Origin of the sequence: Mameliella sp. AT18 (assembly GCF_028807275.1) — a bacterium.
GTDB lineage: Bacteria > Pseudomonadota > Alphaproteobacteria > Rhodobacterales > Rhodobacteraceae > Antarctobacter > Antarctobacter albus.
Map to the genome: position 1 here is coordinate 1 of NZ_JARAMO010000229.1, position 18,815 is coordinate 18,815.

The 18,815-nt window shown below is 65.7% G+C and carries 14 protein-coding genes; 9 read left to right on the forward strand and 5 right to left on the reverse strand.

Annotation, left to right across the window (positions count from 1 at the left end; all coding sequences use genetic code 11):
• Together PVW46_RS20240 and PVW46_RS20245 are read left to right on the forward strand one after the other, a co-directional pair.
• A partial coding sequence (locus tag PVW46_RS20240) for a sarcosine oxidase subunit alpha family protein (protein ID WP_274577322.1) occupies nt 1–2,627 on the forward strand: 2,627 nt, incomplete at its 5' end.
• A 10-nt stretch (nt 2,628–2,637) separates the two neighbouring features.
• Nucleotides 2,638–3,192 carry a sarcosine oxidase subunit gamma gene (locus PVW46_RS20245; protein WP_069208940.1) on the forward strand — a complete coding sequence of 185 codons (555 nt, stop codon included), beginning with the start codon at nt 2,638–2,640 and terminating at the stop codon, nt 3,190–3,192.
• Nucleotides 3,193–3,282: 90 nt separating this feature from the next.
• Here the strand turns inward: PVW46_RS20245 and PVW46_RS20250 are convergent, their stop codons facing one another.
• Nucleotides 3,283–5,328, reverse strand: a complete 2,046-nt coding sequence (locus PVW46_RS20250) for an NADH:flavin oxidoreductase (protein ID WP_069208941.1) — start codon at nt 5,326–5,328, stop codon at nt 3,283–3,285.
• A gap of 117 nt (nt 5,329–5,445) precedes the next feature.
• Here PVW46_RS20250 and PVW46_RS20255 point away from each other — a divergent pair, with 117 nt between their 5' ends.
• Nucleotides 5,446–6,087 (forward strand): TetR/AcrR family transcriptional regulator, encoded by a 642-nt coding sequence (locus PVW46_RS20255; protein ID WP_069208942.1) that lies wholly within the window; start codon nt 5,446–5,448, stop codon nt 6,085–6,087.
• A 6-nt stretch (nt 6,088–6,093) separates the two neighbouring features.
• On the opposite strand, the gene PVW46_RS20260 is transcribed toward PVW46_RS20255, so the two are convergent.
• Nucleotides 6,094–7,107, reverse strand: coding sequence for a LacI family DNA-binding transcriptional regulator (locus PVW46_RS20260; protein WP_069208943.1), 1,014 nt, complete (start codon nt 7,105–7,107; stop codon nt 6,094–6,096).
• A gap of 161 nt (nt 7,108–7,268) precedes the next feature.
• Here PVW46_RS20260 and PVW46_RS20265 point away from each other — a divergent pair, with 161 nt between their 5' ends.
• Genes PVW46_RS20265 through PVW46_RS20290 form a run of 6 tightly spaced genes read left to right on the forward strand, consistent with a single transcriptional unit; the run spans nt 7,269 to nt 13,119 of the window.
• Nucleotides 7,269–8,282 (forward strand): TRAP transporter substrate-binding protein, encoded by a 1,014-nt coding sequence (locus tag PVW46_RS20265; RefSeq protein WP_274577331.1) that lies wholly within the window; start codon nt 7,269–7,271, stop codon nt 8,280–8,282.
• A complete protein-coding gene (locus PVW46_RS20270; protein WP_069208945.1) occupies nt 8,282–8,815 on the forward strand; it encodes a TRAP transporter small permease in 534 nt (177 codons plus the stop codon). Before PVW46_RS20265 ends, PVW46_RS20270 begins: the two co-directional genes overlap by 1 nt.
• Nucleotides 8,812–10,089: a TRAP transporter large permease gene (locus PVW46_RS20275; RefSeq protein WP_069208946.1), complete on the forward strand. Its 1,278-nt coding sequence runs from the start codon at nt 8,812–8,814 to the stop codon at nt 10,087–10,089. Before PVW46_RS20270 ends, PVW46_RS20275 begins: the two co-directional genes overlap by 4 nt.
• An 8-nt stretch (nt 10,090–10,097) precedes the next feature.
• Nucleotides 10,098–10,637: a VOC family protein gene (locus PVW46_RS20280; RefSeq protein ID WP_069208947.1), complete on the forward strand. Its 540-nt coding sequence runs from the start codon at nt 10,098–10,100 to the stop codon at nt 10,635–10,637.
• Nucleotides 10,637–11,896 (forward strand): ribulose-bisphosphate carboxylase large subunit family protein, encoded by a 1,260-nt coding sequence (locus PVW46_RS20285; protein ID WP_069208948.1) that lies wholly within the window; start codon nt 10,637–10,639, stop codon nt 11,894–11,896. The genes PVW46_RS20280 and PVW46_RS20285 overlap by 1 nt, the downstream gene beginning before the upstream one ends.
• Nucleotides 11,896–13,119 carry a four-carbon acid sugar kinase family protein gene (locus PVW46_RS20290; RefSeq protein WP_069208949.1) on the forward strand — a complete coding sequence of 408 codons (1,224 nt, stop codon included), beginning with the start codon at nt 11,896–11,898 and terminating at the stop codon, nt 13,117–13,119. Before PVW46_RS20285 ends, PVW46_RS20290 begins: the two co-directional genes overlap by 1 nt.
• 72 nt (nt 13,120–13,191) lie before the next feature.
• Here the strand turns inward: PVW46_RS20290 and PVW46_RS20295 are convergent, their stop codons facing one another.
• The 3 genes from PVW46_RS20295 to PVW46_RS20305 are packed head-to-tail and all read right to left on the reverse strand — an operon-like array spanning nt 13,192 to nt 18,807.
• On the reverse strand, nt 13,192–15,675 hold the full coding sequence (locus PVW46_RS20295; RefSeq protein ID WP_069208950.1) for a vWA domain-containing protein: 2,484 nt from the start codon (nt 15,673–15,675) through the stop codon (nt 13,192–13,194).
• Nucleotides 15,665–17,842 (reverse strand): hypothetical protein, encoded by a 2,178-nt coding sequence (locus PVW46_RS20300; RefSeq protein ID WP_069208951.1) that lies wholly within the window; start codon nt 17,840–17,842, stop codon nt 15,665–15,667. Before PVW46_RS20300 ends, PVW46_RS20295 begins: the two co-directional genes overlap by 11 nt.
• The gene (locus PVW46_RS20305; RefSeq protein ID WP_069208952.1) at nt 17,839–18,807 is read right to left on the reverse strand and encodes a hypothetical protein; all 969 of its coding nucleotides are present in this window, start codon (nt 18,805–18,807) and stop codon (nt 17,839–17,841) included. Before PVW46_RS20305 ends, PVW46_RS20300 begins: the two co-directional genes overlap by 4 nt.
• Nucleotides 18,808–18,815 lie beyond the last annotated feature (8 nt).

Consider the following 18,815-nt stretch of genomic DNA (forward strand, 5'->3'; position numbering starts at 1 on the left):
CGGCGGGTTTCTACTACAAGACCTTCATGTGGCCCAAGAATTTCTGGCACAAGGTCTATGAACCCTTCATCCGCGCCGCTGCTGGCCTGGGCGTCTCCCCGACCGAGGAAGACCCGGACCACTACGCCTCGCGCTACCTGCATTGCGACGTGCTGATCGTCGGCGCCGGTCCCTCTGGGCTTGCCGCCGCCCGCGCGGCAGCCGTGGACGGGCTGAAAGTCGTCCTGGTCGATGAGAACCCGGAGGCAGGCGGCACGCTACTGTCCGAGCCGCAGGCACAGATCGACGGCAAACCGGCCTGGGACTGGCTGGCGGCGGAAGTCGAGGCACTGAAGGGTCTTGGCGTCCGGATCATGACCCGCACCACCGCCATCGGCTATTACCACCAGAACATGATCGGTATGGTCGAGAAGCTGACCGACCACTTGCCGGAGCTGCCCGCCGACACGCCGCGCGAACGCATGTGGCGGGTGCGGGCCGGTCAGGTCGTGCTGGCGCAGGGCGCGCTGGAAAAGCCGCTGGTCTTCCACGGCAACGACCGTCCCGGCGTCATGCTGGCTGGATCGGCACAGACCTACCTGAACCGCTACGGCGTCCTGGTGGGCAAGAAGCCGGTTGTCCTGACTGCGCATGATTCTGCCTGGTACGCGGCTTTTGATCTCGCCGATGCCGGCGCCCGTGTTCAGGCCATAGTCGATACGCGCGACACCGTCCGCGAGGATCTGCTGGCCGCCGCACAGGACCGTGGCATCAAGGTCAAGCTGGCGCATACGGCCACCGGCACCACAGGGCGCCTGCGGGTCAATTCCCTGCGGGTGAACCCGGTCAAGGGCGGCACCGTCGGTGATGGTTATACCATCGCCTGCGACGCGGTGCTTATGTCCGGCGGCTGGACCCCCTCGCTGCACCTGTTCTCGCACACCAAGGGCTCGCTCACCTGGGACGACGACCTGACCACTTTCCTGCCCAAGGACACGCCCGAGGATTGCGTCATCGCAGGCGCAAGCCGGGGGCTCTGGGGGATCGAGGCAGTTTTGAACGACGGTGCCGAGAAGGGGCGTGAGGTGGCCGCGGCGCTGGGCAAGGCGCCTGCGACGATGGCCTATGCTGTCGAGGCGGACCGCCCCGGCACCGGCACCACGCACAAGGAACTGCCGACCGACCGCAGCCCGGGCAAGGCCAAGGCCTTTGTCGACTACCAGAACGACGTGACCGCCAAGGACCTGCGTTTGGCCGTGCGCGAAGGCATGCGTTCGATCGAGCACGTCAAGCGTTACACCACCAACGGCATGGCGACCGACCAGGGCAAGATGTCCAACATCAACGGGTTGAACATCGCCGCCGACGCGCTGGGCAAGAAGCAGCCGCAGGTGGGCCTGACCACCTTCCGTCCGCCCTATACGCCGACCTCCTTCGGCGCCTTCGCGGGTTACCACCGGGGCGAACACTTCGAGGTGACTCGCAAGACGCAGATCGACGGCTGGGCCGAGGAAAACGGCGCGGTCTTTGAGCCGGTCGGCCAGTGGCGTCGCGCCTGGTACTTCCCCAAAGCGGGCGAGGACATGGACGCTGCCGTGCGCCGCGAATGCGTCGCCACGCGCAAGTCTTTGGGGATCTTCGACGCCTCCACGCTGGGCAAGATCGAGGTCAAGGGACCGGATGCGGTCGAGTTCATGAACCGCATGTACACCAACCCTTGGACCAAGCTGGCGCCGGGCCGCTGCCGCTATGGCCTGCTCTGCGGCGATGATGGCTTCATCCGCGATGACGGTGTCATCGGTCGCCTGTCCGATGACTGCTTTCACGTCACCACCACCACCGGCGGTGCCGCGCGGGTGCTGAACATGATGGAGGACTATCTCCAGACGGAATGGCCCGACCTGAACGTCTGGCTGACCTCCACGACCGAGCAATGGTCGACCGTCGCGCTGAACGGCCCCAACGCCGCCAAGTTGCTTGGCGGGCTTGTCGAGGGCGTGGACCTGACCGATGAGACCTTCCCGCACATGTCCTGCGTGGAATGCACCGTTGCGGGGATGCCCGCGCGGCTGTTCCGCATCAGCTTTACCGGCGAAATCGGGTTCGAGGTCAACGTGCCTGCACCGATGGGCCGCAAGCTGTGGGAGACCCTCTGGGAGGCCGGCCAGCAATACGACATCTGCGCCTATGGCACGGAAACCATGCACGTCCTGCGGGCCGAAAAGGGCTATATCATCGTCGGCCAGGATACCGATGGCACCGTCACGCCCTATGACGCGGGCATGGGTTGGGCCGTGGGCAAGAACAAGCCCGACTTCGTCGGCATGCGCGGGCTGGCACGGCCTGACCTTGTCGCGCCCGGGCGCAAGCAGCTTGTCGGCCTGCTGACCGATGATCAGTCCAGGCTGGAAGAAGGCGCGCAGATCGTCTTTGACCCGAACCAGCCGGTGCCGATGAAGATGGTGGGGCATGTCACCTCCTCCTATCACTCGGACGCGGCGGGCCGGCCCATCGCGTTGGCGCTGGTCGAGGGCGGACACGACAAGATGGGCGAGACCGTCCATATCCCGATGCCCGACCGCACCATCGCGGCAAAGATCACCTCGACGATCTTCGTCGATCCCGAAAACGCCCGTCTGAAGATCTGAGGAGCCTGTCATGAACGCACCGATTTCCTCTTTCACCCCCTCGGTCCTCGCGGAAAGCGCGGTGGCGCGAGTCAGCCTTGCCGCACCATGTGCACGGCTGTCCCTGCGGGCGCGCGGTGATCTTGCGCCGCTCAACGCGGCGCTGGGCTTGACGCTGCCCACGCGGATCGGCCAGCGCGCGCAGTCGGGTGAGTCCCAGGCGCTGTGCCTTGGTCCCGACGAATGGATGCTGCAGGCGCCAGAGACGCTGGCGGCGGGTATGCAGGCGGCCTGTGACGAGGTCTATGGCACGCTGCCCCACAGCCTGGTCGACGTGTCGGGGCGCGAGGTCACCTTCGAGATCAACGGGCCGCGCGCCGTGGATCTTCTGACGCTGGGCATGCCGCGCAACCCCGATAGCATCGCCGTGGGCGAGGGGCGCCGGATCAACTTCGATGGCGTGACGGTCCTGCTGTGGCGCGATGGCGAAACCGCGTTTCGCATGGACGTCTGGCACAGCTTTGCGCCACACCTGCTGCACTTGCTGGAGACCGGCGTGGCAGAACTGGCCGCCGAAGCAGCCTGAGCCGCGCCAACCAGCGTGCGAGGAAACAGGAAAGGGCGGCCCCGGGGCCGCCCTTCTTTTTATGGGATACCCGCGTGATCCTCGCCGGTTTCAGATGTCCTTGACCAGTCGCAGCGCGTCGTAGATCGCCGCATGCGTATTGCGGGCGCTGACAGCATCTCCGATGCGGAACAGTTGGAACCCCTCCGCCGGGCCGCGTGACAGGGTCTGCGGCTGGCCGCCGATCAGCGCGTCGTAGTCGACGGCCCCGCCGTTCGACGACAGCGGTTTCAGGTCGAAGTACAGGTCATCCATCGGCAGCGTGCCATAGTTCACCACCACCTGATCATAGCGTTTCTCGGTCTTGAGATCGCTGTAATCCGTACCGATCACGGCCTTCAACTCGTTGCCGTCACGGGCCACGTCCAGCAGGCGGCGGGTGACGGTAAAGGTCACGTCCTTGTCCTGCAACGCACGCATGTAGGGCACCAGGTTCATCGCCATGATGTCCGGCGCAAAGGTCCGGTCCGGGGTCATCACCTCGACCGTGGCGCCGGCGTTGGCCGCGACCTCGGCGGCCATGAGGCCGGGGTGATCGCCGCTTTCGTCGTAGATCAGCACGTTCTGGCCGGGTTTCACGTCGCCAGCGATGATGTCCCATGCGGTGACGACCAGGTCCTGCTCCTTGCCGCTCTCGAAGAGTTCGGTGTTGGGCATGCCGCCGGTGGCGACGATCACCACGTCGGGATTCAGCGCGGTCACGTCCTCGACCTCGGCCCAGATGTTGAAACGGAACTCGACATCGCGCGCGGCACATTGCGCCATGCGCCAGTCGATGATCGAGATCATCTCGCGCCGGCGCGGGTTCTGCGCGGTCAGGCGGACTTGGCCGCCGGGGTCGGGCTGCGCCTCGAACACCGTCACGTCATGGCCGCGTTCGGCGGCGACGCGGGCGGCCTCAAGACCGGCGGGGCCTGCGCCGACGATCACCACCTTCCTGCGGTCGGCGGCAGGCGCGATCGTGTGAGGCATGGTCAGCTCGCGCCCGGTGGCGGCGTTGTGGATGCACAGTGCCTCGCCCGCGGCGTAGATCCTGTCGAGGCAATAGGTGGCGCCGACGCAGGGACGAATGTCATCCTCGCGCCCCTCGATGATCTTTTTCACCACATGCGGGTCGGCCATGTGGGCGCGGGTCATGCCGACCATGTCCAGCAGGCCCGCCGCGACGGCGTGGCGCGCCGTGGCCACGTCGGGGATCTTGGCGGCGTGGAAGGTGGGCATGCCCGTCGCCTTCTTGACCGCGCCGGCAAAATCCAGGTGCGGCGCGTTCTTCATGCCCTGCACCGGGATCACGTCCGTCATGGCGGGATCGGTATGGATCCGGCCGCGAATGACGTTCAGGAAATCGACCTTTCCCCCGGCAGCGAGGCGTTTCGAAATCTCGATCCCCTCTTCGGGGGTGATGCCGCCTGTTTCGGCCTCGTCTGCGGTATAGCGCAGGCCAACGATGAACTCGGTGCCCACCCGTTTGCGAATGCCGTCCAGAACGTCGTTCAGCAATTGCATCCGGGACTCGAGTGTCCGGCCGCCATAGGGGCCATCAAGATCATTCGTGAGCGGAGACCAGAACTGGTCGAGCAGGTGGCCATAGACCTGCAGCTCGACCCCGTCCATGCCGCCGGCCTGCATCCGTTCGGTGGCATCGGCGAAATCCGTGATGATGCGCTCGATGTCCCAGTCCTCGGCCAGTTTCGGGAACGCCCGGTGTGCCGGCTCGCGGTGTTTCGAAGACGAAACCGAGGGCAGCCAGTCGCCCTTGTTCCAGGCGGTGCGGCGGCCTAGGTGCGTCAGCTGGATCATCACCGCGCTGCCGTGTTCGTGGCAGGCATCGGTCAGGTTGCGGATCCACGGCACGACCTCGTCCTTGTAGGCGAGGATATTGTTGAAGACAGGGGGGCTGTCCTTGGACACGGCGGCCGAACCGGCCGTCATCGTCAGCGCCACGCCCGCTTTCGCCCGTTCCGCGTGATAGGCGGCGTAGCGCTCCTTGGGCATCCCGTCCTCGGGGTAGGCCGGTTCGTGGCTGGTGGTCATGATGCGGTTGCGCAGCGTCAGGTGCTTGAGCTGGTAGGGCTGCAGAAGAGGATCGTTGGACATGGGGCCTCCGCGTGTTGACGGGCCAGCGATGCACTGAATGTTCATCTATGTCAAGTTTGTGTTCATATGTGTCGAGTTTTCTTGTGGCAGCTCGGTCCTGCTGCTAGAAGATCCGTCATGACGCAGGATACGGACGAAAAACCGAAAGGGTGGCGGGGATCGCGAGAGCTTTGGCTCGACGCGGCGCGCGAGGCCTTCATCGCTTCGGGCATCGACGCGGTGAAGATCCAGCCGCTGGCCAGCAGGCTTGGCCTGTCGCGAACCAGTTTCTACTGGTTCTTCGACGACCGGGAGGCCCTGCTGCAGGCGCTGCTGGACGATTGGGAAGAGATCAACACCCGATGCCTTGTCCAGGCGACCGAGGGCTTTGCCGAGACCATCACCGAGGCTGTGCTTTCGGTGATCGGGGTGTTCCTGCCCGGGGGCGGGTTCGAACCCCGGCTGGACCTGGCGGTGCGGGGCTGGGCGCACCAGTCCGACGCCATCGCCGCCAAGGTGAATTCCACGGACGAGCTGCGCCTTTCGGCCATCCGGGCGATGTTCGAGCGGTTCGGCTTTGATCCGGATGAAGCCGACGTGCGGGCGCGCACTATGTACCTGGTGCAGATCGGCTATATCTCGATGCAGGCGCAGGAAGATGTCGGCCTGCGCCTGGCGCGGATCCCCAACTACGTGAAGACCTTTACCGGGCAGGCCCCCGATGCGCGCGAGTTGGCGCGTTTCGAGGCGCGGCATGGCGGTGCCGACCTGGCAGGGTAGGTGGTGTCAGGGCAGGTTCTCGCGGAAGTAGATTTCAAGCCGCAGGGGGCGTGGGCGCGGTTCGGGGTGCGACAGCGCCCGGATCGCGGCCTCGATCAACAGGTCCGGGTCCTGGTCGAAGACGGCGTCCATGCTGCCCTCCAGCAGGGCACGGCGCGTGTCCGGGGTGAGGCCGTGACCGATGAAGGTGACAGTCGTCCTGTCGCGCTCGCGCAGGGCGCGGCTGATCCCGTTGGATGATCCGCCCACGTTGTAGATGCCGACAAGATCCGGCGCCTGATCCAGCAGGGCCAGCGTGTGACGATAGTTCTCGCCCGCGTCATCATGCCCCTCGCGCATACCGATCACGCGCAGGTGCGGGAACATCTCTTCCTGGATGCTGAGAAAGCCGGCCTCGCGTTCCGAATGGGCGCGGTAGTGGCGCGATCCGGCAACCAGCGCCACGGCCCCGGTATCCGAATGCGCCAGCCGCCCGATCAACAACCCTGCCGTCCGCCCGACGGCACGATTGTCCAACCCGACGTGGGCGACATCCGGCAGGGTTCCCAGGTCCGAAACGATGGTGACCAGCCGGGTGCCGCCTGCGGCCACTTCCAGCGCGGCTTCGCGCACCTCGGGATGCTCGATGGCGAAAAAGGCGATGGCATCGGCCCAGGCCGCGTTCTTGCGCAGCGCCTCGGCCAGTGCGGTAGCATCGAAACTTTCAATAAAGAAACAGCGCAGGAACGGGTCGTTTATACCCGATCGTCCGATCCGCGCCTTTACCCGTTCGCCCAGCAGGCGCAGGTAGGGATTCGACCCCGCAGGCAGCAGCATGACCATGTTCAGGGGGCGTTCCGTGCCATAGCGTTCGGCGTCCTCGGTCGAGAGGAACCCGATCTCGCGGGCTATTTCCAGGACCCGCCCGCGCGTGCGTTCCTTGACGCCCTTGCGTCGGTTGATGACCCGGTCGACCGTGGCCAGCGAAACGCCTGCGCGTGCGGCAATATCGGAAAGTTGTGGTTTCGTGCTGTCCGTCATTCTGCGCTCTTTTGACGGACCTCAAAAACCGTCATTTCATTTCCTTTGACGAAGCGTGGCTCAAAACCATAACCTTGGTCAAGCCTGTTGAAATCATGAATTGGGGCCAAGCCAAGGCATGATGAAACATCAAAACGCATCATAATCTGGGAGGAGACCCGATGCTGAAGTCTCAAGGATTGACCCGCCGTACCCTGCTGGCCACCGGCGCCGGCGCCCTGGCCGCACCCTTCCTGGCGCGTCCCGGCCTTGCCGCCACGACCCTGCGCTATGGTCACAACAACGAGGTCGCCTCTGTCGCGGGCGCCCAGGCTGACTGGTTCGCCGAGGCGCTGGGCCAGACCTCGGGTGGCGACATCAACGTGCAGGTTTTCCCCAACAGCCAGCTGGGCAAGCTGCAGGAACTGGCCGAGGCCGTGTCGCTGGGCACCATCGCCTTTTCGCACAACACCGCCGGCGCGCTGGGCTCGCTTTACCAGCCCTTCGCGGCGCTGGACACGCCGTACCTGTACCGTGACGTCGATCACCTGATGAAGGTGACGGATGTCGAAAGCCCGGTCATGCAGGAGCTGAACGAGGGCCTGATCGTCGCCGCCAACGTGCGCGTGATCTATGCCCATTACTTCGGCCGCCGGAACCTGACCTGCAACAAGGCGGTCATGTCGCCCGAAGACCTGGCCGGGACCAAGATCCGCGCCGTGCCCTTCCCGATCTACACCACCGCGGTCGAGGGCATGGGCGCCGTCGCGGTGCCGGTCGACTGGTCCGAGGTGCCGACCGCGCTGGCCACCGGCGTCGTGCAGGGGCAGGAAAACCCGGTCAACGTGGTGCTGAACGTCAAGCTCTACGAGGTGCAGTCGCACCTGATGCTGACCGGCCACATGTCCAACGCCGAGGTTGTCGTGATGAACGAGGATGCCTGGCAGGGCCTCGACGCCAAGCAGAAGGATGCGGTGCGCGAAGCCTCGGAGCAAACCCGCCAGAAGGCGACCAAGGCCATCCTCGACAACGAGGAAGCCGAGACGCAAAAGCTGCGCGACCTGGGCATGACCGTGATCGGCGCCGAGGACGGTCTGCAGCTGGACGCCTTCCGCGCCTCGGTCAGCAAGCTGGTCGACGAACGCTTTGGTGCCGAATACGGCGACCTCTACTCCAAGATTGCGGCGGTCGCCTGATGCCGCATAGCGAACCGGGCCGCGCGATCCTCGCGCGGCTCGCCCGTTTCGGTGTTGTCCTGGGCATGGGCCTGCTGGTGTTGATGGCCGCTCTGGTCGTGACGCAGGTGGCTGCCCGCAATTTCTACGACCTGGGCCTGCCTTGGGCGGACGAACTGGCGCGGTTTTCCGGAATCGGGCTGGTGTTTCTGTCCGTGCCCTGCCTCGCCGGACGGCATGTGCTGGTCTCGGTCTCGATGCTGCCCGATGCCTCGCCCCCGGCGGCGCGCAAGATCATGCACCTGATCGGAGACATCGCCACGCTGGCTTTCGCCGCGTTGATGCTCTGGAGCTTTGCCGAGTTCCTGCCACGCGCTGGCAAGTTCCTGACGCCCGCGATGCGCGTGCCCAACTGGGTCTACTACAGCCTCGCGCTGACCGGCAGCCTGTTCCTCTTTGCCGTCGCGCTGCACCGTGTTGCCCGCACCCTGACCGGCCACGCCCCCACCGAGCCCTACCATGATCCCAGGGACGATAGCGGACTACCCACATGAGCCTCATTCTTGTCGCCCTCTTTCTCGCGCTGCTGGCCGTCGGCGTGCCGATCGCGGTTTGCCTGGGCCTGTCCTCGGCCGTCGTGATCGTGATGCAGGGGCTGCCAGTTGCGGTCCTGTCGCAGCGCAGCCTGAATGCTCTGGACAGCTCGCCCCTGCTGGCGGTGCCGCTCTTCATCCTTGCCGCCAACCTGCTGAACGCGACCGGGGTGACGACGCATCTCTTTGACCTCGTGCGGATGATCTTTGGCCGTATCCGGGGCGCCGTCGCGCAGGTCAGCGTCTTTGTCTCGCTGATCTTCTCGGGCATCTCGGGCGCGGCCCTAGCCGACATCGGCGCGCTTGGCGCAATCCAGATCAACCAGATGAAGGCGCAGGGCTACCGCGAGGAATTTGCCGCCGGTGTCACCGTCGCCGCCGCCACCATCGGCCCGATCTTTCCGCCCTCGATCCCGATCATCATCTATGCCTCGGTCGCCAATGTCTCGGCGGTCAAGCTGCTGTTGGCGGGGATCATCCCGGCGCTGCTGCTGACGGGCCTCTTGATGGCGCAGATCGCGATCATCGCCCGGGTCAAAGGCCTGCCGCGCGACACCGTCCGGGCCGAGCCCAAGGCGATTGCGCGCAAGGCGGTGATCTCCATTCCCGCGCTGCTGGCACCGGTCCTGCTGATCGGCGGGCTGATGAGCGGATGGTTCGGCCCGACAGAGGTCGCGGGCGTCACCGTCGCCTATGCCACGCTGATCGGGATCGTCGTCTATCGCTCGCTCACCCTGCGCAAGATGGGCGCGGCCCTGCGCGAGACCGTCGAATCCACGGCCAACATCCTGTTTGTCGTGGCCACGGCGGCATTGTTCGCCTGGGTGCTGACACTGGACCAGGTGCCGATGAAGGTCTCCGGTTTCCTTCTGGGCCTGTCGGAAAACCCGCTGGTGCTGCTGCTGATCGTCAACGTCTTTCTGCTGATCGTCGGCATGGTGCTGGAAAGCATCGCTGCCATCCTGATCATCGCGCCCATCGTGGCGCCCGCGCTGACCGCTGCCGGAGTGGATCCGCTGCAACTGGGGATCGTCTTTGTCCTGAACCTGATGATCGGGCTGCTGACGCCGCCGGTGGGCATGAGCCTCTACATGATCACCATCATCACCAAGATGCCGATCAACCGCGTCATTGCCGGGGTGCTGCCCTTCTTCATCCCCCTTCTTCTCTCTCTCCTGGTGGTCTCTGCCGTGCCGGCGCTGTCCACCTGGCTCCCCGAAACACTGATGAACTGAGGTTCGACATGAGCACCCTTTTGGGCCCGATCCGACAGCTTGGCTATGTCGTCGACGATATCGAGGCCGGCATGAAGCACTGGTCAGAGGTCATGGGCGTGGGCCCCTGGTTCTACAACCCGCGCGTCCCGATCGAGGACTATCGCTACGACGGGCAAAGCTATCAGCCGGAAAACTCCGTTGCCCTGGCCAACTCCGGCCCGATGCAGGTTGAACTGATCCAGTGCCGCAACGACGTGCCCTCGATGTATCGCGACTTTCGTGAAAAGGGGCTGCGCGGTTTGCAACACGTTGCCTTCTGGACGACCGACTATGATGCCGATCTGGTCCGGATGCTGGACCGTGGCTTTACCGTCAAGATGTCCGGCTGCGTCGGCCAGAACGGGCGCTTCTGCTATTTCGCCGAGGAACATCACCCCGGCACCTGCATTGAACTCTCCGAAGTGCAGGGACCCAAGGGCAAGATGTTCGATATGATCCGCGCGGCCTCGGTCGATTGGGACGGATCTGATCCCGTGCGACCCTTCCCGGACCTGTCGGTGCTGTGATGGACCTGATCGTCGCGGAATACCTGCTGGAAACGCCCTTTCCGGTTGAAGAGGTCGCCGCCATGATGGCGGGCGAGCAGTCTTCCGGCACTTTCGTGCGCGTCGCGGGCGAAACCGACGAATTGCGCGCGCGCGCTGCCGCGCAGGTGCTTTCGGTCGAGGTGCTGGGGCAGGTGGACAGCCCGTCGCTGACCTCGGCCTATGTCGAGCGCAAGGGAAAGGCGGGGCCTTTCACCCGCGCCCGCGTTCGCATCGCATTTCCGCCCGGCAATATCGGGCGCAACCTGCCAACACTGGCGGCCACGGTCTCTGGCAATCTCTACGACATCGGCGAGATCACCGGCCTGAAACTGCTGTCGGTGGAGCTGCCCGCGGATTACCGTGCCCGCTATCCGATGCCCGCGCAGGGTATCGCCGGAACGCGCGCAACACTGGGTGTGACCGACCGGCCCCTCTTCGGCACGATCATCAAGCCCAATGTCGGCATGACCTCCGAGGACATCGCCGCGCTGGTCGACCGTCTGTGCGCGGCGGGCGTCGATTTCATCAAGGATGACGAGGTCTGCGCCAATCCCGACGTGGCGCCGCTGGCGACACGCGTTCCGGCGGTGATGGCCGTGCTGCGCAAGTGGCAGGACAAGGGCCGCAACGTCATGATGGCCTTCAACATCACCGACGAAACCGATGCCATGCGCCGCCACGCCGATCTTGTGGCGGCAGAAGGCGGCACCTGCGTCATGGCCAGCCTCAACTGGTGCGGCCTGTCGGGGATGGAGACGCTGCGCGCGGCGACGCCGCTGGCGATCCACGGCCACCGCAACGGGTTCGGCGCGATGAGCCGCCACCCGCTGTTGGGCATGGGGTTCCCCGCCTACCAGTCACTTTATCGGCTGGCGGGGGTCGATCACATGCATGTCCACGGCATCGGTGGCAAGTTCGTAGACCATGCCGACGAGGTGACAGAGGCCGCGCGTGCCTGTCTTGCCCCGCTGACCGACGGCGCCGATGACCGGGTCATGCCGGCCTTTTCCTCGGGCCAATGGGCGGGAACCATGCCCTCGGCCTATGAGGCGGCGCAGGGCCCGGATTTCATGTTCATGTGTGGCGGCGGCATCTTGGCCCACCCGGATGGACCGGCCCAGGGCATCGCCTCGCTGCGCGAGGCGTGGGAGGCCTTGTCTGCCGGTGAGGACCTGGAACAGGCGGCGCAGAGCCGCCCGGCACTGGCTGCCGCCTTCCGGTTCTTCGGGGCGCGCTGATGGCGGGCCTCGTCTTCCTGGGGGACGATTTCACCGGCGCGTCGGACAGCCTGGCCACATATGCTCGCCTCGGGTTGACATCGCGTTTGGTGCTGCACCCCGAGGCAGCGCCGGGGGATCTGGACGCGCTTGGCCTGCCGACCGACCTGCGCTCGCTGGCGCCGGAGCGCGCGCTCGCAGAGCTTGACCGCCTCTGGCCCGCGATTGCCGCGGCCTCCCCGCAAGTCCTGCATTTCAAGGTCTGCTCGACCTTCGATTCCGCGCCTTCCGTAGGGTCCATCGGGGCGGTCACGGGCGCCTTGATCGACCGGTTCCAGCCCGATGTAGTTGCGGTGATCGGCGGTCAGCCCAGCCTTGGGCGCTATTGCCTCTTTGGGCATCTATTTGCGCGCGGTCCCGACGGCAATGTGCACCGGATCGACCGCCACCCGGTCATGGCTTGCCACCCGGTGACGCCGATGGAAGAAGCCGACCTGCGCCGTCACCTGGCGGCGCAGGGTTTGGAGGGGCTGACCCTGGTGCCCTTCACGCAACTGGATGAGACGGAAGCGGTGGTCGAAACCCTGAAGGCTGGTCCCGTGCTCTTTGACATGGCCAGCGAAGCGGACGGGCTTGCCATCGCGCGGGCGCTGCGGCAGGCCGGGGGGCGCCAACTGCTGATCGGCGCCAGTTCCGTGGCCGAGATCCTTGCCGGGTCCAGTGAGCGATCCTCTCCGCCATCGGCACTGCCGGCCGCGCCGTCGGGGGGCGTTTTGATGTTCGCAGGCAGCCGATCCGCCAACACCCGTGCCCAGGTCGAACAGTTTTCCGGAACACGCCTGGCCTTGACCCCCGGTGCCCTGAGCGATGGCTCTGCCCTGGTGCAGGCCGCCGGCCTACTTGAGGCCGGGGCGCCTTTGCTGGTGCACCTGGAACAGGGGGCCGACTACGGGCTCTCGCCGGGCGGGCTGGCCGATGCCTCGGCGGGTTTCGTCGCGCAATTGCTGGATCGCTGCCCGGTGGCCTGCCTTGGTCTTGCGGGGGGCGATACATCCAGCCGTATCTGCGCACGCCTCGGTCTGGACGCCCTGGCCTATGACCGGGCGATGGGCGCCGGTGTCTGCATCTGCGTTGCCAGCCACCAGGACGCGCGCCGTGACGGAATGCGGATCATGTTGAAGGGGGGGCAGATGGGGCAGCCCGATCTGTTCGATCGCTTCGCAGAGTTCGCGGCCGGGCAATAGGCCTGACCCCATGCCGATCTGCAATCGTACGGCGGCCCTCCCGGTGATGGAGGGGCCGCCGTCAAGGCATCGTCAGTCCGCGACCTTGCGGTACTGGGGCAGGAATTCCAGCGGCATGAAATAGACTTTGCGCCCGAACTTGTCGGTGTAGATCCAGTCATATTCCCGCAGGTTGCGGAAGGTATAGGACCCCTGGTCGCGCCGCCAGACAAGATCGCCCCGGTTGCCGTTCTCGTCGAACTCGTAAGGCTGGTCGAGTCGGCCGCCATTGACCATGCGGCTGACGAGGACCGCGCTGCGGCACAGCTCGCGCCGGTGGGCGTCGATCTGGCGCGGCTTGCTCTGGTTCAGGATGTCCAGGTTCATCTGCCGCAGATCGTCGGCGCGGAACAGAGTGCGCGTCGCCAGTGGCAGGCTGCCCCGGTTTCGGAAATAGTCCTCGAAGTCCTGGCCCTCCTGGATCGGGTCACCGGTCAGGACGGACAGCATCTCGACCGCGGCCTGCGAGACCAATTCGCCCGATCCGCCGTCGCCGAAGCCCCGGCAAGCGGTGTTGAGCGCGCCCGACAGCTTGACCGCGACTCCCAGAGGCAGCGAGGCGTAGTAGCTCCAGTCCTCTTCCTCCTCTTCCACCGGCGCCGTCTCGACATATCCGACCGCGGCGATGGTGCGCTGGGTGATGTCATTGGTGCCGATGGACCGTTCGAAATCCTTCAGGAAGATCTCGTAACCGGCTTCCAGCACCTCGGAGTAGCCGGCCGGAAAGGCCGCGCTGCGGTCCGCGGTTCCAGTGCTTGGTGTCTGGTTGTAGGCGCGCCGGATGGCTTCCTGCCGCAGCTGTTCGCCGTAGAGCAGGGCGCCGCGAATGGCCAGGCCGATGGCCTCGAACTCGGCGATCTCGTCCTTGGCCCCGGTGGTATAGGTCTTTTTCACCTCGACCGACAGCGCCTTGCCCGAGGGCGAGACGTGTTGGTTCCGGATCGCGTTGGAATGCTGCAGGAAGGCTTGGCTGGCCGCCAGAACGGCCTCGCCGCGCACCGGGATCGGCGCGTAGAAGATATTGGCCTCTTGCAGGGCCTCGATCAACTCGGGGCTGGGGGGCTGGCGGTCGCCGTGGTCGGCGATGTGGATGATCCACTTGGGCGCATCGCTGCGCCAGTCTGTTTCCTCGGCAGCGCGCAGCAATGCCGCGTTCGAAGCCTCGGGTTTGTCCTTGAGCGCATCTTCGATGTAGAGATCGACGCCGCTGAGCTCCGCGAACTCGTCGCCGCGCAGGATGGGTTGCAGGGCGATGGGATAGCGGAACTGCATCGGATCGCGCAGCCGGGTGGCCGAGGGCGACAGGTAGTCACCGTACATCGCCACGCCAAAGCGGAACGAGGCATTGCCCACATAGTCACGCGCCAGCCCGCGCACCGCGCGCGACACGATGTCGAAATAGCTGCGCATGGACTTGGTGCCGTCGATCAGGAACAGCACGTCGGTCTTGTTCAGCGCGTCAAAGACCTCGGGCGGGGGCGTGTCGTCGATCCGGGAACAGACGCCCGCACCGCCGCTGTCGCAATAGGCCCCGATGAAGGCGACGCGCAGGTTGGGCAGGAAGTTGTTGTTGTCCGAGCTGGCCTGCCGGTTGTCCTGCAAGACCGGGTATCGCTGGAACTCCGGTCCCTCGGTGGCGACGCGGTCCAGATTGCCCGGGACGCCGGCGATGGGCTTGGCGTAGGGGCTGTGCGGAAAGTCCGACAGCACCTGTCCGTCGCCGCCGGTCTTGAAGAAGGTGGTCAGGCGCGAATACCAGACCTGTCCCGCCTGCGCGTCCACCCAGCCGATGGGCTGTTCGCCCGAAAGCAGCAGATAGCGCAGCTGGCCATCCGGGCCCCGCGCGATCTCGCGGATCAGCAGCACGTTGAAGATGTTGATCGTGCCCGAGCGTTCGCGGTCATCTGGCAGGGCGTAGACGGGGATTTCCACCGGGCTGAGATCGCGGACGCTGGCATCCCCGGACAGGCCGGTGTTGTCGACGATGAACTTGGCGTCAAAGACCGACCGCGCGATCGAGGCGTCCTTGCACTCGGCGGTTTCCTCGCCCATGTCCTTGAGCCGCGAACAGAATTCCGACACCCGCATCGGCAGGATGTCACCGCAGTATTCGCCCCCGACGATGGTGCGCAGGGTCGCGGACATCTTGCCGGCCAGCACGTCGTCACCGTCGATCCAGCCGCAGTAGGGGGTTTCGCCGGTGCTGGACACCAGCACCTTGTCGCCGGCTTCGAAATGGCAGGTCAGCCGCGTCAGAGGCGGCACCTTGGTCGGCGTCGGGATCGGGTTGCCGCCGCGCGTCTGGAAGATCTGGGTGTCGGCCACGGTCAGCACCGCGCCACCCGTGCCCTGCGGGTCGGGCAGCGAATCCAGCTGCTGGATGCTGCAAAGACCCTCTTCGATGTAGAAATCCTGCGGCGGCGTCCCCTGTGCATGGGCCAGGGACGCAAGCGTCAGTGTGGCCGTGAAACCGGCGACACCGATCACCCGGCGCCATTGGTCGGTCTTAGTCCGCATGGGTCGCGTTTCCTCCTTTGAGGCCCTGGAAGCTGACGGAGAGCTCATCCGGTGTCGGTCTGATGAACACGCTGTCGGGGAAGATGATGATATGCCTGTTCAGCTGGTCACGGCACCGCAGGGTGCGCACGTCGGCGTCCCGAACGGTGTTTTCCTCGCCGAGGCTGCTGGCAAGGTCGGGGAAATAGTTGCCGGAGGCGAACTCGACGATGCTGACCGTGGACCCCTCGTAGCCCAGAAAGGCGGAGGGGTCGCAATAGTCGTTGCGGTCGGAAAAGCCGGTGCGGCCCACGACGTGAACGCCCGTCGGGACATCCGCGGACAGGGCGCCCGCCGCGCGCAACTCGTCCAGAACGGCGGTGACGCGAACATCGGCATAATCCGCGTTCGGTTCGACCCGGGCAAAACGCCCCAGTAGCTCGCGCAGCCAGTCGGGTTTCTGCCGCATCTCCAGCGGTGTCAGGCGGGCGACCTCGCGGTGCAGGCCGTTTTCGTCGGGCGCGAAAAAGACGAACTCGGCCGAACGGCTCTCTTCCAGCGCATCCTCGACGGCGAAATCGACATATGCTGCCAGGTAATGCAGCAGGTCGCTCCTTTGGTTGGTGAAGGCATAGACGCCTTCGCCCTGTTCGGCGGTGCCCACCAGCGAGGCACCCAGGTAGGTGTTCAGAAAGAAATACTCGGTGGCGGCATTGGGCAGCAGCCGGACCTCGGAAATCGTCACTACCCCATCCAGGTCGATCGAGACACGCGGATCGCTGTCCGCTTCGCGCAGCGACAGGATCACGGGTTCGGCCAGGCGGCAGGCCTGGTTGTCGGCATCCTGCGGCGCGGTGATCTCGATCGCGATTTCGTCCAGCCGGGCCTTGTCGGGGAACAGTGCCTGAACTTCCTGCTCTCGCAGGAACCAGCCGGCCGAAATGTCACGCCCGGTAAAGAGCCGGGTCGATTTGCCGGCAAAGACCGGATCGGCATCCGTTCCCGGGGTTTCGGCGAAACGAACGCTGAGCGTGCAGTCGAGGTAGAGCGTCTCGGGGATCTCGAACCCGACGACCAGGCGCTTGAGGAAGGCCGACCGCTTGCGGGCCAGCGCGACGTTCACGACCAGGCGTTCGGTGGCGACGCTGGCCTCGACCAGGCGGGCGGACGCCGCTTCGTATTTCTCGTCGAACTGCAGGCATTCGGGGCCATAAAGCTGCGTGGCCAGCCGCGCCAGGTTGGCGTCCCAGGCCGGCGCCGCGTCCCGGCAGGCGATCTGGTAGGGCGGGACAGTGACTTCCTGCCCCTCGAACAGGAAGACCGGCTCGACCAGATCCAGGAGGCTGCTCGCCCAGAGCTTGGAATAGGGGATGCCCGGTTCCGCCGGGGGAAGGGGCGTGGCCGTCACCTCGGGGCGGTCGACGGGCGCGGGATCGGTCGCCGGGTCTTTGTCCGGTTTCGCGGTCTGAACCGTCACAGGTGCGTCCGGTTCGACCGGTTTTGGCGGCGTGACGGGCAGCGGCGCGTCCGCCGCTTCCGGCAGGTCCGCAAGGTCCGCTGCGCAATCGTTGATGCACAGCAGCATGATGACCCCCTGTGACAGGTCGTCGGCGTCACGGGCGATGATGCGATAATACTTGGCAAGCCTTTCGCTCGTAAACTCGCCGGACCCGGCGGGGTTAGACTCCTTGCCGTCAAGGTTGGGCCAGAACTGGCGAATGGCCAGGCCGAAATTCGGTTCTGTCGTGTCAGTGACCGGCTTGTAGAATTGCAGTCCGACGCCCGGCAGATCGCCCGCGTCCTCGGGCATGGGGACGTCGTTGTAGGCGATAAGGCGCAAGGGAAAGCGTAGGAAACCCTCTGAATTGGCGTCGCGGCCGGGCAGCGGGTAGTCCAGCACGAGCCCCTCGGTGACCAGGCAATGCGGGTCGTCCTTGGCGACGGTGCGTCTTTCACCTCCCGCCCATGTGACCTTTCCCAGTGCCTCGTTGGACCGCGCCAGAGGGATCGCGTTCCGCGCAATCATCTGGTCACGCACCTTGGAGGCCAGCCCTGCCGGACCGCCCAGCAGGCGGTCGGGCTGATCGCGCATGATGCGCAGGTCCTCAAGGCAGGTTTCGGCAAGGGCAGGGGCGGCGGCGGATATGGTGGCCAGCAGGAGGCCCGTGAAAAGCCTGTGACGTCTCATTGCTTTCCTCCCTCAACGACGATGTGGGCTTTGTCCAGGCGGCCGGCAGAGACCACCGACCATTGGTCACCGACCAGCTTGCACATGGCGATTTCGCCCTCCCTGATGACGTAGAATGCATCGGCAATCCGGTTGGCCGCGCTGTCGACCAGCCATTGCCCGGCCTCCTGGCACAAGGCGGCATCCGGCAGGTCGGGGATCATGGCGGCCAGCGGCCCCTGGTCCAGCCCGAATTCCCGTTGGGCCGGGAACAGGGGCAGGCCATCCGGCGTCTGGCGCAGGACAAAGGGATCACCTTCGGCCACAACCGGGCCGGTGTCTTCGCGTGGCGTCGGCGCGGGGTCCGGATCTTCGGCAATCACCGGAGGTACCGCCGTCGGCGCGGCAGGACGCGCGCGCAGCTCGGCAAGCTCGCCCTGCAAGGTGAGGATGGTGCGGTTCAGCTCGTCGATCTGGGCCTGCAGCGGGTCAAGATCCGGCGGATCCGGATGCAGGTGCAGGCAATCGGGCGGATCGGCCTCGTAGCCTTCGTTGGTGCAGACCTGGCGGAGCAGCTTTTCATGCGCCGCGACCTGTCCTTCCAGCGCGTCGATCCTTGGGCGAAGCTCCTGCATGTCCTCCAGCGCGGACAGCAGCGTGTCCATCAGCAGGTCGACATCGATACCACTGTCTGCCGCCGGCGGCTCCGGCGCCTCGGGGGCCGGATCGGGAACCGGTGCCGGATCGGGAGGGGCATCCGCCGGCCCCGCGCCTTCGTCTGGCGCGGCGGGCGGATCGGCGTCCTCGGTTGCCGGGGCGGCGGCGGGATCATCGGCGTCCGGTGTTCCGTCCGGCGTGACTAGGCGGCCCTGTACCTCTTCCGAGACATCCGGCCCGGCGGCTTCATGGGACTCCGGGTATCCGGCGGTGGCCGTCAGGCAAAGGACGGACGCCGTGGCGGCCAGGACGGTGGATATTCTACCCAATGCTTTCC

Excerpts from the sequence above, each read along its gene's own strand:
- PVW46_RS20245 (WP_069208940.1), top strand. The coding sequence starts at position 2,638 with ATGAACGCACCGATTTCCTCTTTCACCCCCTCGGTCCTCGCGGAAAGC.
- PVW46_RS20250 (WP_069208941.1), bottom strand. The coding sequence starts at position 5,328 with ATGTCCAACGATCCTCTTCTGCAGCCCTACCAGCTCAAGCACCTGACG.
- PVW46_RS20255 (WP_069208942.1), top strand. The coding sequence starts at position 5,446 with ATGACGCAGGATACGGACGAAAAACCGAAAGGGTGGCGGGGATCGCGA.
- PVW46_RS20260 (WP_069208943.1), bottom strand. The coding sequence starts at position 7,107 with ATGACGGACAGCACGAAACCACAACTTTCCGATATTGCCGCACGCGCA.
- PVW46_RS20265 (WP_274577331.1), top strand. The coding sequence starts at position 7,269 with ATGCTGAAGTCTCAAGGATTGACCCGCCGTACCCTGCTGGCCACCGGC.
- PVW46_RS20270 (WP_069208945.1), top strand. The coding sequence starts at position 8,282 with ATGCCGCATAGCGAACCGGGCCGCGCGATCCTCGCGCGGCTCGCCCGT.
- PVW46_RS20275 (WP_069208946.1), top strand. The coding sequence starts at position 8,812 with ATGAGCCTCATTCTTGTCGCCCTCTTTCTCGCGCTGCTGGCCGTCGGC.
- PVW46_RS20280 (WP_069208947.1), top strand. The coding sequence starts at position 10,098 with ATGAGCACCCTTTTGGGCCCGATCCGACAGCTTGGCTATGTCGTCGAC.
- PVW46_RS20285 (WP_069208948.1), top strand. The coding sequence starts at position 10,637 with ATGGACCTGATCGTCGCGGAATACCTGCTGGAAACGCCCTTTCCGGTT.
- PVW46_RS20290 (WP_069208949.1), top strand. The coding sequence starts at position 11,896 with ATGGCGGGCCTCGTCTTCCTGGGGGACGATTTCACCGGCGCGTCGGAC.
- PVW46_RS20295 (WP_069208950.1), bottom strand. The coding sequence starts at position 15,675 with ATGCGGACTAAGACCGACCAATGGCGCCGGGTGATCGGTGTCGCCGGT.
- PVW46_RS20300 (WP_069208951.1), bottom strand. The coding sequence starts at position 17,842 with ATGAGACGTCACAGGCTTTTCACGGGCCTCCTGCTGGCCACCATATCC.